We start from the raw sequence: 15,590 nt of genomic DNA, 5'->3' as shown, positions 1-15,590 counted from the left end.
GGGTCAGCTCCTTTCCGGGAAGCGGTTCAGGGCGCCGGGCAGGCGCGAGCCCAGCGGCGACATCCCGGCACCGGCGCCGTGCCGGGCCAGCAGATCCAGGGCGAGCCGGCCGCGGCGCACGCGCTCGCGGGCGGTGTCGAGGGTGACGTCGCGCAGCTGCGCTCCGTACGGGTAGATGGCGGGCGCCTTCGCCAGCCCGAACTTCAGGTACAGGGGCGCCCCGCGCCGGATCAGCTCGGCGATCTCGTACATGCGGATGTAGCCGCCGAGGTCGTCCGGCGCCTCCACGTACATGTCCATCGGCGCGCCCGAAACCCGCCGTATCTCGGTGAGGTGAGCGAGCGTCAGGTCGCTCGGCACGTTCAGCGAGTCTGCGCCCAGCTGTTCGTAGACGGCATAGGCGGCGGGGTTGACCGGACCGATGAGCGCGGACACCTTCAGCGTCGTGTCGGCCGGGATGATCCCCGCGGTCCGCGCGCGGTGCAGCGTCCACAGCACGCCCTCGTCGGCGACGAGCAGACACTTCACGCCCAACTCCGTGGCCCGCAGGGCGTCTTCGACACACCCGGCGACCGCGTCGTGTCCGCGGGCGCGCAGCCCCGCGCCGCGCGAGTCGGTGCGCACGGAGGCGCCGGTGTCCCAGGTGCCGCGCGGCCCCGTGAACAGGCAGAGCTCGATGTCGCGCTCGGCGGCCTTCTCCACCATCTCCGTGATCTCGGCGTCGGAGAGCATCCACACGCCGCTGCCCTGGCTGATGCGGTGGATCGGCACGTCGAGCCGCGCGGCCTCCTTGAGCACGACACCGAGCGCCTCGGGCCCCTCGACCGAGGGAATCTCGACACGCCAGGTGCCACCGTCGGGGAACGTGTGGGGAGAGGCGTCGGCGGGCGAGGGGGAGGGGGCGGCGAGCCCGAGGGCGGTGAGAGCGGGTTCGCCGGGCTGTCGGGGATGGGAGGGGGCGGCGTCGGTCACGGCTGTCCTTTTTTGATCATTTCGTTCGAGATGTCGAACAAGGTTCGCTTCATGGGGCATGCGTCGGTGTGGCCGCGCATGACGTGGGGCGCCACGGTGTTGTACTCAGGGGCGCGGGGAACTGCGCGACCAGCCACAGGCGGCCCGCAGACAAAGGGATCAGGGCCGTAGCAGCACCTTCCCGGTCCCGGGATCACCACCCCCGACCAGGGCAACCGCCTCCCCGAACCGCTCCAGCGGAAACTCGTGCGTGATCAGTGGGGCCGGGTCCAGCAACCCGAGGCGAAACGCCCGCACCGCGTCGGCCCACGCACCGGACGACGCCCCGAAGACGGACCGCACCTCCAGCTGGCTGACGGACAGATGCACGGGATCGATCCCGACGGCTCCCTCCGTGAACATCCCGGTGAGCACCACCCGCCCGCCCCTGCGGGCGAGCAGGCACGACGAGGCGGCCGTGGTCGCCGCACCCGCCGTCTCGACCACGAGGTCGAAGGACCCGTTCACGGCCCCCGCCTCCGCGGGGGAGAGCGCCGAGGTCGCCCCGAAGCCGAGCGCCAGCTCCCCACGGGCCTCCCGCGGATCGACGACGGCCAGCTCCGCCGGACTGCCCGCCGCGAGCCACTGCACCGCGAGCAGCCCGAGCGTCCCCGCCCCGACCACCGCGACCCGCTCGCCGGGCCGCGGCCTGCCCGCCCGTACCGCCGCCGCGATCACGGCGGACGGTTCGAGCAGGGCCGCGGCCCGCAGGTCGGCGTCGTCGCGCAGCGGATGCAGCAGCCGCGCGGGCACGACGACGTGGTCGGCGAAGGCGCCGGGTTCGGTGAACCCGGTCTCCGCGTAGCCGCCGCCGCACAGGCTCGTCTCCCCGTGCCGGCACCGCTCGCAGACGCCGCACGCGCGGAAACCCTCGGCGACGGTCCTCCGCCCGACCAGGCCGGGGTCGGCGCCGGCGCCGACGGCCACCACGGTCCCGGACCACTCGTGGCCGGGAACCACCGGGTAGCGGACGTACGCGGCGTCGCGGTGTCCGTCGTACACCTCGCGGTCGCTCATGCAGATCCCGGCGGCGGCGACGTGGACGAGGACCTCACCGGGGCCGGGCGCCGGGCGCGGCCCGGTGGTGAGGCGGTGCGAGCCGGGACGGTCGATCACGATCGCGCGCGATGTCCCGGTCACGGCCGCTCCTGGGAGACGGCGGGGGCGGAGGCGTGGGTGGCCTCGGGGCGCCGAGATGCCGAGCCGCGGAGAGGCGGCGCCGCGGTCCTCACGCTTCGGCCCCGCCGGGGTTCCGCTTCTCCCAGCCCTCGGCCCACAGGTCGAACCGCGCCCGCTGCTGCGGGAACTCGGCCGCGGCGTCGGTGTCGAGCTCGACGCCGAGACCCGGCTCGTGCGACAGCTCGAAGCAGCCCGTCTCCGGGTCGACCTGGGGGGCGCCCTTCACGACCTTCTTGATGTCCGCGTCCGCGAAGTCGTTGAAGTGCTCCAGGATCTTGAAGTTCGGCGCGGTGAAGCCGACCTGGAGCGAGGCGGCGGTCAGCACCGGGCCGCCGACGTTGTGCGGGGCGACCAGCGTGTAGTGCGTCTCGGCGGTGGCCGCGAGCTTGCGGGTCTCCCAGATGCCGCCGATGTGGCCGACGTCGGGCTGGATGATGTCCACGGCCTGGCTCTCGAACAGCTCGCGGAACTCGATCCGGTCGTGGATGCGCTCACCGGTGGCCACCGGCATGTCGACCTTGGCTGCGACCTTCTCCAGCGCCTTCAGGTTCTCCGGCGGGACCGGCTCCTCCAGCCAGGCGGGCCGGAACGGCGCGAGGTCGCGTGCGAGCCGGATGGCGGTGGACGGTGAGAACCGGCCGTGCATCTCCAGCATCAGTTCGGCGTCGGGCCCGATGGCGTCGCGCACCGCCTCGATCAACGAGACGGCGTACAGGCTCTGTTCGTGGTCCAGTTCGTAGTGGCCGGTCCCGAACGGGTCGATCTTCAGTGCGCGGTAGCCGCGCTCCATGACGCCCTGGGCGGCCTTGTGGTACGCCTCCGGGGTGCGCTCCGTGGTGTACCAGCCGTTCGCGTACGCCTTGACGCGGTCGGTGACCTTCCCGCCGAGCAGCTGCCAGACGGGGACGCCGAGCGCCTTGCCCTTGATGTCCCAGCAGGCCATCTCGATGACGGCGATGCCCGACATCACGATCTCGCCGGCCCGGCCGTAGTCGCCGTACTTCATCCGGCGCACCAGGTCCTCGACCGCGAACGGGTCGGATCCCTTGATGTGGTTGGCCTCCGCCTCGCGGAGGTAGCCGATGAGCGCGTCGGTGTGGCCGAGCATGCGGGTCTCACCGACACCGGTCAGTCCCTCGTCGGTGTGGACCTGGACATAGGTGAGATTCCGCCACGGCGTGCCGACCACATGCGTGCTGATTCCCGTAATGCGCAAGGCAGTTGCCCCTTGACTTGTTCGGTATTTCGTCACACGTTCGAAATGCTGGCGTGACGTTATTTCCGGCGGCCGGAAGGTGTCAATGGGTCGCGCACAACTGCCCGGCCGGGTGGCAGGCGGCCATTGCGCCGCGAACCGCGCCGTGCCTAACCTGTGTTCGTCATATCGATCGGCGACCGAAGTTTCGGACAGATTCGGACGCGCACGGTGGGAGGCCGAACTCATGGGACGACTGGTGCCCGCGGTGACCAGGTCGCTGGACATACTCGAACTGTTCCTGGAAGGGGACGGTACGTTCTCCGCGCCCGAGGTCACCCGCAGACTCCAGCTGCCGCGCACCACCGTGCACGAGCTGCTCACCACCCTGGCGGCCCGCTCGTATCTCGTCCAGATCCCGGACCAGCCGGGGCGCTACCGCCTCGGCGTGCGCACCTACCAGCTCGGCAGCCGGTACGCGGAACAGCTCGACCTCGCAGCCGAGGGGCAGCAGGTGGCCCGCGAGGTCGCCGAGACCTGCGACGAGACCGTCCACGTCGCGATCCTGGAGGACACCGACGTCATCTACATCGCCAAGGTCGACTCCACGCACGCCGTGCGCATGGTCTCCGCGGCGGGCCGCCGCCTGCCCGCGCACTGCACCTCGGTCGGCAAGATGCTGCTTGCCTCGCTGCCTCCGGAAGAGCTCGAAACCCGGGTGCGCGGCCGGGAGTTCACCGCGATGACCGCCGACAGCATCACCGACCCCGACGAGCTGCTCGCCGCCCTCGCCGAAGTCCGCGAGCAGGGCCACGCCGTCGAGCACCGGGAGTCCAACCCGGACGTCAGCTGTGTGGCGGCCCCGGTGCGGGACGGCGCCGGACAGGTCGTCGCGGCGCTCTCCATCTCCGTGCCGATGATCCGCTGGAGCGAGGAGCGCGAGCGCGAGCTCGCCGAGCTGGCCGCCAAGGGTGCGGGCGACCTGTCCGTCCGTCTCGGCCACCGGGGCGCGCGATGAGCCGTGCGTACGCGATGAGCCGTGCGTACGACGTGGCGGTGCGCGCGGAGGCCGCGCTCGGTGAGGGCCCCACCTGGGACGCGGCCACCGGCCGCCTCATCTGGGTCGACATCCTCGGCTCACGCGTCCACACGTACGCCCCCGGGGACGGCCGGCGCACGGTCATGGCGACCGAGCAGCACGTCGGGGCCGCCAAGCCCCGCGCGGGCGGCGGCCTGGTGGTCAACCTCCGCGACGGCATCGGCCTGTACGGGCCGGGCGGCGCGCCCTTCAGCTGGCTGGTGCGCGACCCGGTGCCCGGCCGGCGGGGCAACGACGCCGCCGTGGCGCCCGACGGCTCGCTCTGGGCGGGCACCATGCGCTACGACGAGGCGCCCGGCGGCGGCAGCCTCACCCGAGTCGGCCCCGACGGCACCGCGACCGAACTCCTCGGCGATGTCGCCGTCAGCAACGGCACCGGCTGGAGCCCCGACGGACGCCTCGTCTACTACGTCGACAGCCCCACGCGACGCATCGACGTCCTCGACCACGACGGTCGACACGCCGTGAACAGGCGGCCGTTCGCGCACATCCAAGAGGGCGCTGGCTTCCCCGACGGGCTCACCGTCGACGCCGACGGCTGCGTGTGGGTCGCGCTCTGGGACGGCGCGCAGGTCCGCCGCTACACACCGGACGGCCGCCTCGACCGGACCGTCGAGCTCCCCGTGCGCCGCCCCACGGCCTGCGCCTTCGGCGGACCGGACCTGCGCGACCTGTACATCACCACGGCCCGCACCGGCCTCGACCGACCGCACCCCCTCTCGGGGTCGGTCCTGGTCGTGCCGGACGCGGGCCGCGGCCTGCCGGGCGTGCCCTTCGCGGGGTGAGGTCAGCCCTTGCGGTCCAGCTCCCTCAGGTACTTCCCGAACTTCTCCAGGCCGTCGATGTTGCGCGGCCCGCTGATGCCCTCGTTGTAGTCGAGGACGAAGAAGTTGTTCTTCTTGACGGCGGGCAGCTCCTTCGTGTGCGGGGACTTCTTCAGGAACTCGATCTTCTTCTTCGCGGGCTGGTCGCCGTAGTCGAAGACGATGACGACCTCGGGCTCGGCCTCCGTCACGGCCTCCCAGTTGACCTGCGTCCAGCGCTCGTCGAGGCCGTCGAAGATGTTCCTGCCGCCCGCGCTCTTGATGATGTCGTTGGGCGGGACCTGGCTGCCCGCGGTGAAGGGCTGGTCGGTGCCCGAGTCGTAGAGGAACACCGGCACGCGCTCGCCGCCCTTGGGCGCCTTCTTCTCCACGGCCGCGACCCGCTTCTTCAGGCCGTCGACGACCCGGTCCGCCTTCTTCTCGACCCGGAAGATCCTGCCGAGCCGCTCCAGGTCGCTGTAGAGCGCCTTGAACGGAGTGACCTTCTCCGGGTGGCCGGGATAGTTGAAGCAGCTCTCCGTGTGCATGAAGCTCTGGATGCCGAGCTTGTCCAGGGTCTTCGGCGTGATGCCGCGCTGGTCGCTGAAGCCGGAGTTCCAGCCCGCGACGACGAAGTCGGACTTCGCCTCGACGACGATCTCCTTGTTGAGCAGGTCGTCGCTGAGCATCTTCACCTTGGCGTACTCCGACGCCCAGGGCGACTCGCTCACCGGCGGGTTGGCGGGCGGCATCACATAGCCGTGGACGTGCTCGGTCAGGCCGAGGCTGAAGAGCTTGTCGGCGCTGCCGCCCTCGTACGCGACGGCCCGCTGCGGGACCTTGTAGGAGACGGGCTCGCCGCAGCGCTTCACGGTGGTCTTCTCGGACGCCTCGGCGGCGCTGTCCGAGTCGACCTCGGCGCCGCAGCCGACGAGCAGCGTCAGCGCGAGCGCGGAGCCGGCCGCGATGGATCGGGTGTGGGACATGGGGAGTCGATGCCTTTCGGAGGGACGACGTTTCAGAGGGCGTTTCAGAGGGCGTTTCAGTGGGAGGGGTGGAGCGCGTAGAGCAGCTGCGGGTCGCCCGTCAGCGGATGCTTGACGACGCTGGCCTTCACGCCGAACACATCGGCCACGAGGTCTTCGGTGAGTACGTCCTCGGGCGTGCCGGACGCCACGAGCCGCCCCTGCGACAGCACGCCGAGCCGGTCGCAGGCAGCCGCCGCGAGGTTCAGGTCGTGCAGCACGACGAGGACGGTGAGCCCGGCGCCGCGCAGCTGCGAGAGGACCTCTATCTGGTGGCGTACGTCGAGGTGGTTGGTCGGCTCGTCGAGGACGAGGACCCGCGGCTCCTGGACGAGGGCGCGGGCGAGCAGCACGCGCTGCCGCTCCCCGCCGGACAGGGTCAGGACGCCGCGCCCGGCGAGGCGGTGGATGTCGAGCCGCTCCATCGCCCGCAAGCACAGCGCGCGTTCGCGCGCGGTGAGCGCCTGGTTGCCGCGCTGGTGCGGGGCCCGGCCGAGCGCGACGACCTCCTCGACGGTGAAGTCGAGGTCGACGGCGCCGTCCTGCGTCATGGCGGCGACGAGCTGCGCGCCGCGGCGCATCGAGAGCCGGGTGATGTCGTCCCCACCGACCCGGACGGTGCCCGTGGCCGGCCGCAGCGCCCGGTACACACAGCGCAGCGCGGTCGACTTGCCGCTGCCGTTCGGGCCGACCAGGCCGACGACCTGGCCCTCTCCCACGTCGAGCGAGAGGTCGCGCACCAGGCTCCTGCCGTCGATGACCACGCCGAGCCCGTCGATCCGTAGATCCATCGCGGCCCTCTCGACCGTCTCGACTGCTTCGTCGTTCACGTCAACGCCCCCCGAACACATAGCCCTTGCGGCGCATCAGGCCGATGAACACCGGCACGCCGACGAGCGCCGTGATGACTCCCAGCGGCAGTTCGCGCGGCGCGACCACCGTCCGGGACAGCAGATCCACCCAGACCATGAAGACCGCGCCGACCAGCGGCGCGACGGCGAGCACCCGGGTGTGCGTGGCGCCGACGACCATCCGCACCAGGTGCGGCATCACGAGCCCCACGAAGCTGATCGCGCCGCTCACGGCGACCATCACCCCGGTGATCAGGGAGACGAGCACGAGCAGGGATTTGCGGTGCCGGTCCGGGCTGACGCCCAGGCTCGCGGCGGTCTCGTCGCCGAGCGCCAGGACGTCAAGGGCCCTGCCGTACCGGTACAGCGCGGCGACGCCGAGCAGCACGACCACCGAGACGACGGGCAGCGTCCCCCAGTCGGCGGCCCCGAAGCTGCCCATGGTCCAGTACAGGACCATCGACGTCGCCTCGTTGTCCGGGGCGAAGTAGATGATCACGCTCATCACGGCCTGGAAGCCGAGCGACATCGCCACGCCCGTGAGGACCAGGCGCAGCGGTGAGAGGGAGCCCCGGTCGCTCGACGCGGCGTACACGAGGAAGGACGCGACGAGCGCGCCGGCGAACGCGCCCGCCGACACCGCGTACACACCGAGCGCGGCCAGGCCGCCGGTCACCGTCACGCCGACCGCGCCCACCGACGCCCCCGAGGAGACGCCGAGGACAAACGGGTCGGCGAGCGCGTTGCGCACCATCGCCTGGATGGCCACGCCGACCGCGCTCAGACCGGCGCCCACCAGCGCGGCGAGCAGCACGCGCGGGGTCCTGATCTGCCAGATGATCTGGTACGTCGTCGTCTCGTCGGCGCCGATGCGGCCGCCGCTGAGCGCCGCCCACAGATAGCGGGTGGTGTCGGCGGGCGACACGTAGGCCGCGCCGAGGCCGATCGCCACGACGACCGACACGGCCAGCACGGCGAAGAGCACGACACAGGTCAGCACCAGGGCCCTGGGGGAGGCGAGCCGCTGCCGCACGGCGGTCCGGCTCTTCGGGGCCCCGTCCGGCGGGGCCTGCGTGAGGGTGCTCACGCGGCGCCCGCCTTCGACGTGCCGCGCAGCACCAGGGCGGCGGCTCCGAGCGCCACGACCACGAGGGTGCCGAAGGCGGCCGCGGTGCCCGGGTAGCCGGCCAGGCCGAGTCCGGCGCCGCCGAGCGCCGCGCCGACGAACACGCCGAGGCTCTGGCCCGCCGCGTTGAGGCTCAGCGCCGAGCCGCGCAGCGTGGTCCCGCAGCGCCGCACGATGAGGCTGACCACGCACGCGGCGACGATCGCGTGGCTCGCCGCGTGCAGCGCGGTCATGGCGAGGGCCAGCGGCAGCCAGTGCGTGAAGTAGAAGCCCACGACGGAGACGAGGGCGGCGACCAGACCGATGGCGAGCAGGCGTTCCGTGCCGACGCGCGGCTCCGCCGAGTTGGTGGTCCGGCCGGTGAGGAGGTTGCTGACGAAGAACGCGGCGCCGCTCAGCGTCCACACGAACGCGAAGAGCCCCGCGTCGAGGTCGAACCGCTCCTCGTAGAAGGCCGCGAGGTACGACAGGTAGCCCATGAAGACGGCGGTGCGCAGGAACCCGATCAGCAGCAACGGCACCGCGCCGCGCACGGCCGCGAGGGCCTTGAACGAGGCGAGGTAGCCGAGCCGCGGGGTGTCCTCGGCGGCCTCGGCGCCGGCCGTCTCCCGCTGTTGCCTGCGCCGGGCCACGAAGACCACCGCGAGCAGCAGCGACACCACGGTCACGCCGATCAGGTCGCCCTGCCAGCCCCAGAACAGCGCGGGCAGCGCGATGACGGGGGCGGCGAGCATGGCGGTCATGGACTGGGTGGCCGTGACGAGGGTGGCCGCGCGCCCGGCCGCCTTGCCGGTGCCGAACCGGTCGGCGGCCGCGGCGGTGAGCGCCGGGTTCAGCACGGACGTACTGGCACCGATCAGCAGACAGAACACGGCGAGCAGCGCGAAGTCGCCGACGGCGCCGAGCGCGGCCGTAAGACCGAGCGCGGCGAGCGCGCCCGCCGCCGCCCACTCCTTGGGCACCCGGTCGATGAGCGGCGCCAGCGCGGTGCCGACCAGCAGGGCGGCGAGGCCGCCGAGGCCGCGCAGGCCGCCCATCGCGGCGACACTGCTGCCGGCCTCGTCGGCGATGGGGACGAGATACGTGCTGAAGACGGTGAAGGGCAGCAGACCGACCGCGGAGGCGAGCAGCACCGGCCACAGGGTGCGGGCCATCCGCAGATCGCCCGGTACCGGTTCCTCGGCGCTGTCCGGCGTCGGCTTCTTGACGGCGTCGACACTCACGCTGCCGCTCCGTTCGACGCGAGGGCGGCGCGGTAGCGGAACATCGGCGTGGGGTCGGCGCTGAACTGGGAGAACGTGAACGGCTCCGCATTGAGCCCGGTGACGCCCGCGCCGAGGAAGGCTCGGGCGACGGCGCTGCCGCTCTGGGCGTAGACGACCAGCGGCACCCCGTGCTCGACGCAGTGGCGCAGGATCAGGTCGAAGGTGCCGTTGCTGAGCGTCATGCCGGTGGCGACGACCGCGTCGGCCTGTGCGAGCACCTCGGTCATGTCGTCGGAGACGGGCTCGCCCCACGCGGTCGTCCGCAGGTTCAGATCGCAGGGCAGGCAGACGCCGCCCCGCTCCCGTATCGCCGCGACGAGCGGATTGACCACGCCGATCAGGGCGACCTTCGCGCCGGGCTCGATGTCGAGCAGTCCGGCGATGGCGGCGTCGCGGGCCTCGGCGCGGACCTCGGGCGTGCCGGCCGGCAGCATGACGCGCTCGGCTTCGGCGGCGTCGCGGTGCGGGCGCACCCGGGCGAGATAGGCGTCGAGGGCGGCGGTCCGCACGGGCGCCGACTCGTCGCGCAGCAGCTTGTCCAGGGAGTGGCCCGAGGCGTTCTCGCAGAAGCCCGGGGCGAGTTCACCCGCTTCGAAGGAGCAGGCGCCGAAGGAGTCGCCGACGCGGAGCAGCAGATAGTGGTTGTGGTAGGTGACGTCGCCGCCCGCGAGCCGGGTGGTGTTGTAGAGCCAGAACGCGCTGGTGACGGTGAGCTCGGCCGGGTCGGGGCCGTAAGCGCCCGACAGGACGGCGTCGGTGAGTTCGGCGACGGTGTGCGGGGTGGGGTGTGACATGTGTGTTCTCTCTGAGTAGCCGGAGGGCCAAGAGGGGAAGGGCTCAGGCGGCGGCCGGCCAGGCCGTCGTGGACCAGGGGTGCCTGAGGTCGCCGAGCGAGGTGATCTCGTGCGGCTTCAACGTCTCGATGTCCAGGGCCTGTTCGTGCCGGGCGTAGGCGCTCTCGACATAGCGGTGGCCGGTGTCGGCCGCGATGAAGACGTACGTGCGGGTGTCGTCCCTGCGCCGCTCCCACAGCGCGCTCAGATAGGCGGCGCCTGCCGAGAGCCCGGCGAAGATGCCGCTGGTGCGCAGCAGGGAGACCGCCCCGGACACGGCGCTGTCGAAGTTCACCCAGTGCACGCGGTCGTACAGTTGGTGCCGGACGTTGCGGAACTCGATGGCGCTGCCGATCCCGGCGATGATCATGTCCGGGTCGGCGACGTGCTCGGAGCCGAAGGTGACGCTGCCGAAGGGCTGCACGCCGATGAGCGACACGTCGCGCCCCGCCTCGCGCAGATAGGTGGCGAGCGCGCCCGTCGAGGCGCCCGAGCCCACCCCGCCGACCAGGGCGAGGGGGCCGGTGGGCAGGTCTTTGCCGATCTCCTCGGCGACCTCGCGGTAGCCGTAGTAGTGGATGTCGTCGTGGTACTGCCGCATCCAGTGGTACGAGGGGTTGTCCGCGAGGATCTCGGCGATCCGCCGCACCCGCAGCTCCTGGTCGAGACGGAGGTCCTTGGAGGGCGCGACCTGCTCCAGCGTGGCGCCGAGTATCTCCAGTTGCACGCGGGTCGAGCGGTCCACCGTGGTGGAGCCCACGATGTGGCACTTCATTCCGTAGCGGTGGCAGGCGAGCGCGAGGGCCTGGGCGTAGATGCCGCTGGAGCTGTCGATGAGGGTGTCGCCCGGCCGGACGGCGCCGGAGTCGAGCAGGTGCCGGACGGCTCCGAGGGCGGAGTAGATCTTCATGGTCTCGAAGCGGAGGCAGGCCAAGTCCGGTGCCACGGATATGAGATCGGGTTTCTTCACCGCTTCTGCGATGTGTGCGTGCATGACTGCGATCCCCCGTCAGGGATGAGCGGATGGGAAGGGCGCCGGGGGAGTGGGCGGCCCCCGGAACGCCGAGAGCATCACACTAGATGAAAATGATTGTCAAGAGCGAATAACTTCGGCACACTGGTCCGCGCGGGGTGCCGTGCCGGGTGCGCCGCGACGTTCGAGAGGAGTCGCGTGAAGCTGTTCCAGGGGGCCGCAGTCCGGTCTCACCCGACCCGACCGCCGCGCCACGGGCCGCCGCCGAGGACCGGGGTCGGTACCGCGTTCGGCACCTTCGGCGAACTGCTCCAAGGCGTCCTGCCGGAGGGCCGGGGAGCCGAGGGGCGCGGCGAGGGCGACGGGGACTTCCTCGTGACGCTGCCCGTCGCCCGGTGGACGATGGCCACCTTCCGGGAGGGCTCGGCATCGGGCGAGCTGGAGGTCCGGCCGCCACGGAAGACCAAGGCGCTCCGACTCGCCCGGATGATCGCGGACTTGGCGCCCCGGGTGCCCGGCTGCGCGCCGCCCGGCGGGGTACTCACCGTCAGCAGCGTCATCCCCGAGGGCAAGGGGCTCGCCAGCTCGTCAGCCGACCTCGTCGCGACCGCGCGGGCGGTCGGCCGCGCCCTCGACGTCCCCATGCCGCCCGCCAGGATCGAGCGGCTCCTGTCCCGCATCGAACCCACCGACGGCGTGCTCTACCCCGCGATCGTCGCCTTCCACCACCGCAGCGTCCGGCTCCGCGCCGTCCTCGGCTCACTGCCCCCGATGGCGGTGGTCGGCATCGACGAGGGCGGCTCCGTGGACACGGTGGACTTCAACCGCATCCCCAAGCCGTTCACGGCGGCCGACCGGCGCACCTACGCCACCCTGCTCGAACGGCTCACCGCCGCCGTGCGCCACCACGACCTGGCGGAGGTCGGCCGGATCGCCACGCGCAGCGCCCTCATGAACCAGCCCCTGCGCCACAAGGCATCACTGGAACCCATGCGGGAGATCTGCCGCGAGGTCGGCGGCCTCGGCGTGGCGGTCGGCCACAGCGGTACGACGCTGGGGGTGCTGCTCGACGCCACGGACCCCGCCTACACGCGGCGCGTCACCGCGGCGGCGCAGGCGTGCGGGGAGCTGACGGGGGGCGGCGCGGCCGGGGGCGGGGTGACGGTCTACCGCACCCTGACCTTCGGCGGCGGCCCCCACGCCCCTGCCCCTGTCATGTCTGCCGCGCCCGCCGTACCCGCCACCGTCGTCCCCCGGACCGGACAGGACGTGCCGTGACGACGAGATCCCGTCCCGGGCGCGGGGAGGAGCGCCGCCGCCCCGACGCGGGGCCCGAGGCCGGCGTGCGCAGGACCCGGCAGCGTGCCGCCGTCCTCGAAACGCTCGGCCACTGCGGGGAGTTCGTCTCCGCGCAGGAGCTGCACGCCCTGCTCGCCGGTTCCGACAGGGCCGTCGGCCTCACCACCGTCTACCGCGCGCTGCGCGAACTGGACCGCGCCGGCCTCGTCGACGTCGTACGCGACGAGACCGGCGAACGGCTCTACCTGCGGCGCCCCACAGAAGAACACCGGCACTACCTCATCTGCCGCCGCTGCGGCCGCAGCAGGCCGGTGGACTCCGGTGCGGTGGAGGCCTGGGCGGAAAGCCTGTCGGAGACCACAGGCTTCGCCGAACTGGAACACACCCTTGAGCTCAGCGGGGTGTGCGGGGAGTGCCGGCGCGGGGGTGGGAATCGTTGAGGTCGACCAGGACCGTGGAGCCCCCGCGGCCCGCCACGCCCCCTCGCGAGCCGCGCCGGGACCCGTGCGGTCTCGGCGCGGCTCGGCGAGGCGGTCGGCAGGGAACAGCCGGCGGTCTCCCGCCGGTTGCGCGTCAGTCGAGTACGCCGAGCTCCGGACCGGGCTCGGTCCTGGCCGGTGCGCGGTGGACGCGGGCCGCGCCCGGCATCAGGCCCGCGGTGGTGCGGTCGGCCAGGTCGTCGACGACGTCGAGCAGGCTGCCCGCCCGCGCGTGGGCGGAGCGCTGCCGCTCGGCCCCGCCGCCGTGCGTGACGAGCCGCCGCAGGACCGTGGCCACCTGCCGGAGGTCGCCGTGCGCGGCCAGGGCCGGACGGGCGTAGTCGAGGAGCTGCCGCACCAGGTGCGCGGTCGGTACGAGCCGGCTCGTCCGCGGGTCGAGGCTGTGCCCGGTCAGGCCGTCGCGGGCGCAGCGCCAGTACGCGGCGCGCAGCAGGGCGTCGTCCACGGCGGGGCCGGGGTCGCCGCGGCGCACCCGCTCCAGGGCCTGGACGACCAGCGCCCGCACCAGAATGGCCAGAACCGCACCCTCCTCGACGCTCGTGGTGACGTCCATCGCCCTGATCTCCACGGTGGGCAGATGCGCGCACGGGCGTACGTCCCAGTAGAGCGAGCGTTCCCCGTGGGTCGCGCCCGCCACCCGCAGCGAGGCGGCGAGCGCGTCGTAGTGGGCGGCCGAGGAGAAGTACGGCGGGGGGCCGGACACGGGCCAGCGTGCGGCCCCCAGGGTGCGCCAGCTGCAGTAGCCGCTGTCCCGCTCCTCCCAGAAGGGCGAGTTCGCCGCCAGCGCCACGAGGGTGGGCAGCCACGGCCGCAGGTGATTGCTGACGAGAACGGCGTGGTCGCGGTCGGGAACCTGCACGTGGACGTGGAGGCCGCAGAAGGCGAAGGTGTCGTACAGCGACCGGAACGTCTCGACCTGGGCGAGATAGTGCGGGTCGGTACTGAGCGGTATCGGCGCGCGCATGCCGAGCACGGGCGTGGCGGCGGCGACGGGGCGCAGGCCCTCGTCGGCCGCCGCGGCGGCGACGGCCCTGCGGACGCGTCGCAGCCGGTGAAGGAGTTCGCTCAGCGTCCCGCAGGGTGGCGTCTTGCCCTCCACCTGGTACTGGGACGCCTCACCGGTGACGAGGTCCCCGACCACCGGTTTCAGGCGGGGCAGGACCCGGGAGGCTGCTGCGACGACGGCACGGTGCGAGGCGTCGACGAGGAAGTACTCCTCCTCGACGCCGACGGGGGGAAGGTGGTCCGCCATACGTGTCGTGTCCTTCGGAGAGGGGGCGAATGGGGCGTGCCTGTCCACCTTCCTCGCCCCAAGCCGCGACGGCGAGTCCACGTGGCCGGGCACAGAGCCTGTCTTTGCACCCCCGCCTGCGCCCCGACGCCCGGCACGCACCCTCGCCGCACGGCGACCCAGGACAGGTGGCTCCGCCACATGACCTGGGGCGCCGCACGCCGATCGCACGCACCGAACGCCGCTGCGCCCGCGCTCCGCGCGAACGACGGGGGTGCAAAGACAGGCTCTCAGCGGTGCACGCCCACGCCGGACAGGCCGGGCGCGAGCTCCGGGCGCAGCACCAGATCCTCGTCGTAGGCGCCGCCGTTCTCGTGGTGGAAGGGCAGCGGATCCGTGGCGTGCAGGGTGTGCAGGCGCTCCCTCAGCTCCGCCGCTTCGCGGGCATAATCCGCGGCCGTGAGCCGGTCGGCGCCGTACACGACGAACGGCGGCAGTGCCGCCATGCCCGTGTACCAGAACGTGCCGTGCAGCAGGGGGAACAGCACCTGGTCGAGCTGGCCGTGGATGCCGCGCGGGCCGAAGCCGGACTCCCGGGCGCCGACCGAGGTGACGACGAGCGCGCGCTTCCCCGCCAGGCCGCCCTCCCCGTACCGCAGGGTGCGGCCGTCGGGCCCCTTGAGGCCGAAGCCGAAGCCCTGGACGAGCACGCGGTCGAACCAGCCCTTGAGGATCGCGGGCGGCCCGAACCACCAGAGCGGAAACTGGAAGACCAGCGTGTCCGCCCAGGTGATCTTCTCCTGCTCGCGGCGGATGTCCTCGCTCAACGACCGCTCCGCGTAGGCGCGTTCCTGCTCGGCGCCCACGAGGAGCCGCTCGCACGACCGGCCCCCGAGGTCCCCGAAGTCGTCGGCGTCCACCACCGCCTTCCAGCCCATGCGGTACAGATCCGACGTGCGGTGCTCGTGCCCGAGGGACTCCAGCGTGCGCAAGGCTTCGGTCAGCAGGGAACCGCCGAGGGAGCGACGTTCCGGATGTGCGAATACCCAGAGAATCTTCATGCCCCCGATCCTGTGCCGCCGTCCCCGCCCGCAACGAGTGGCCGGATGGCCATGGCTCGTAAGGATCTGGCCAGTCCTGATCATCCGGGAACTCGGACCCGCCCGCGGCCGACTCCTGAAGCGGTGCGGGCCGCCCGGC

At 72.5% G+C, this 15,590-nt stretch carries 15 protein-coding genes; 4 read left to right on the top strand and 11 right to left on the bottom strand.

Annotated features, from left to right (window positions below; genetic code table 11):
• Window positions 1–3: 3 nt before the first annotated feature.
• The 3 genes from AB0H82_RS16170 to AB0H82_RS16160 form a co-directional block, all read right to left on the bottom strand.
• Window positions 4–972, bottom strand: coding sequence for a hypothetical protein (locus AB0H82_RS16170; protein WP_362993051.1), 969 nt, complete (start codon window positions 970–972; stop codon window positions 4–6).
• A 159-nt stretch (window positions 973–1,131) separates the two neighbouring features.
• Window positions 1,132–2,151, bottom strand: a complete 1,020-nt coding sequence (locus AB0H82_RS16165) for an alcohol dehydrogenase catalytic domain-containing protein (protein ID WP_362993049.1) — start codon at window positions 2,149–2,151, stop codon at window positions 1,132–1,134.
• A gap of 88 nt (window positions 2,152–2,239) precedes the next feature.
• Window positions 2,240–3,406, bottom strand: coding sequence for a mandelate racemase/muconate lactonizing enzyme family protein (locus tag AB0H82_RS16160; protein ID WP_362993047.1), 1,167 nt, complete (start codon window positions 3,404–3,406; stop codon window positions 2,240–2,242).
• Window positions 3,407–3,632: 226 nt separating this feature from the next.
• Here AB0H82_RS16160 and AB0H82_RS16155 point away from each other — a divergent pair, with 226 nt between their 5' ends.
• Window positions 3,633–4,403 carry an IclR family transcriptional regulator gene (locus AB0H82_RS16155; protein ID WP_362993045.1) on the top strand — a complete coding sequence of 257 codons (771 nt, stop codon included), beginning with the start codon at window positions 3,633–3,635 and terminating at the stop codon, window positions 4,401–4,403.
• 14 nt (window positions 4,404–4,417) lie between these two features.
• A complete protein-coding gene (locus AB0H82_RS16150) occupies window positions 4,418–5,269 on the top strand; it encodes an SMP-30/gluconolactonase/LRE family protein (protein ID WP_362993126.1) in 852 nt (283 codons plus the stop codon).
• Window positions 5,270–5,271: 2 nt separating this feature from the next.
• On the opposite strand, the gene AB0H82_RS16145 is transcribed toward AB0H82_RS16150, so the two are convergent.
• From AB0H82_RS16145 to AB0H82_RS16120, 6 genes are all read right to left on the bottom strand, one after another.
• Entirely contained in the window at window positions 5,272–6,273 is a 1,002-nt protein-coding gene (locus AB0H82_RS16145) for an ABC transporter substrate-binding protein (RefSeq protein WP_362993043.1), read from the bottom strand.
• Between the two features lie 56 nt (window positions 6,274–6,329).
• The gene (locus AB0H82_RS16140) at window positions 6,330–7,103 is read right to left on the bottom strand and encodes an ABC transporter ATP-binding protein (RefSeq protein WP_362993124.1); all 774 of its coding nucleotides are present in this window, start codon (window positions 7,101–7,103) and stop codon (window positions 6,330–6,332) included.
• Between the two features lie 40 nt (window positions 7,104–7,143).
• Window positions 7,144–8,163 carry an iron ABC transporter permease gene (locus tag AB0H82_RS16135; RefSeq protein WP_362993122.1) on the bottom strand — a complete coding sequence of 340 codons (1,020 nt, stop codon included), beginning with the start codon at window positions 8,161–8,163 and terminating at the stop codon, window positions 7,144–7,146.
• Window positions 8,164–8,246: 83 nt separating this feature from the next.
• Window positions 8,247–9,512 carry an MFS transporter gene (locus AB0H82_RS16130; protein WP_362993041.1) on the bottom strand — a complete coding sequence of 422 codons (1,266 nt, stop codon included), beginning with the start codon at window positions 9,510–9,512 and terminating at the stop codon, window positions 8,247–8,249.
• A complete protein-coding gene (locus AB0H82_RS16125) occupies window positions 9,509–10,348 on the bottom strand; it encodes a DUF364 domain-containing protein (RefSeq protein ID WP_362993039.1) in 840 nt (279 codons plus the stop codon). Before AB0H82_RS16125 ends, AB0H82_RS16130 begins: the two co-directional genes overlap by 4 nt.
• A 43-nt stretch (window positions 10,349–10,391) precedes the next feature.
• The gene (locus AB0H82_RS16120; RefSeq protein ID WP_362993037.1) at window positions 10,392–11,381 is read right to left on the bottom strand and encodes a pyridoxal-phosphate dependent enzyme; all 990 of its coding nucleotides are present in this window, start codon (window positions 11,379–11,381) and stop codon (window positions 10,392–10,394) included.
• Between the two features lie 177 nt (window positions 11,382–11,558).
• Here AB0H82_RS16120 and AB0H82_RS16115 point away from each other — a divergent pair, with 177 nt between their 5' ends.
• A complete protein-coding gene (locus tag AB0H82_RS16115; RefSeq protein WP_362993035.1) occupies window positions 11,559–12,638 on the top strand; it encodes a kinase in 1,080 nt (359 codons plus the stop codon).
• Window positions 12,635–13,099, top strand: coding sequence for a Fur family transcriptional regulator (locus tag AB0H82_RS16110; protein ID WP_362993033.1), 465 nt, complete (start codon window positions 12,635–12,637; stop codon window positions 13,097–13,099). Before AB0H82_RS16115 ends, AB0H82_RS16110 begins: the two co-directional genes overlap by 4 nt.
• 133 nt (window positions 13,100–13,232) lie before the next feature.
• Here the strand turns inward: AB0H82_RS16110 and AB0H82_RS16105 are convergent, their stop codons facing one another.
• Both AB0H82_RS16105 and AB0H82_RS16100 read right to left on the bottom strand, forming a co-directional pair.
• A complete protein-coding gene (locus AB0H82_RS16105; RefSeq protein WP_362993031.1) occupies window positions 13,233–14,411 on the bottom strand; it encodes a glutamate--cysteine ligase in 1,179 nt (392 codons plus the stop codon).
• 269 nt (window positions 14,412–14,680) lie between these two features.
• Complete coding sequence (locus tag AB0H82_RS16100; RefSeq protein ID WP_362993029.1) at window positions 14,681–15,451, bottom strand: NAD(P)H-dependent oxidoreductase; 771 nt, start codon at window positions 15,449–15,451, stop codon at window positions 14,681–14,683.
• Between the last annotated feature and the right edge of the window lie 139 nt (window positions 15,452–15,590).

It is taken from the genome of Streptomyces sp. NPDC050732 (assembly GCF_040654255.1).
Classification (GTDB): domain Bacteria; phylum Actinomycetota; class Actinomycetes; order Streptomycetales; family Streptomycetaceae; genus Streptomyces.
Note: the sequence above shows the minus strand (reverse complement) of the source record. Positions and strands in the feature narration are given on the sequence as shown.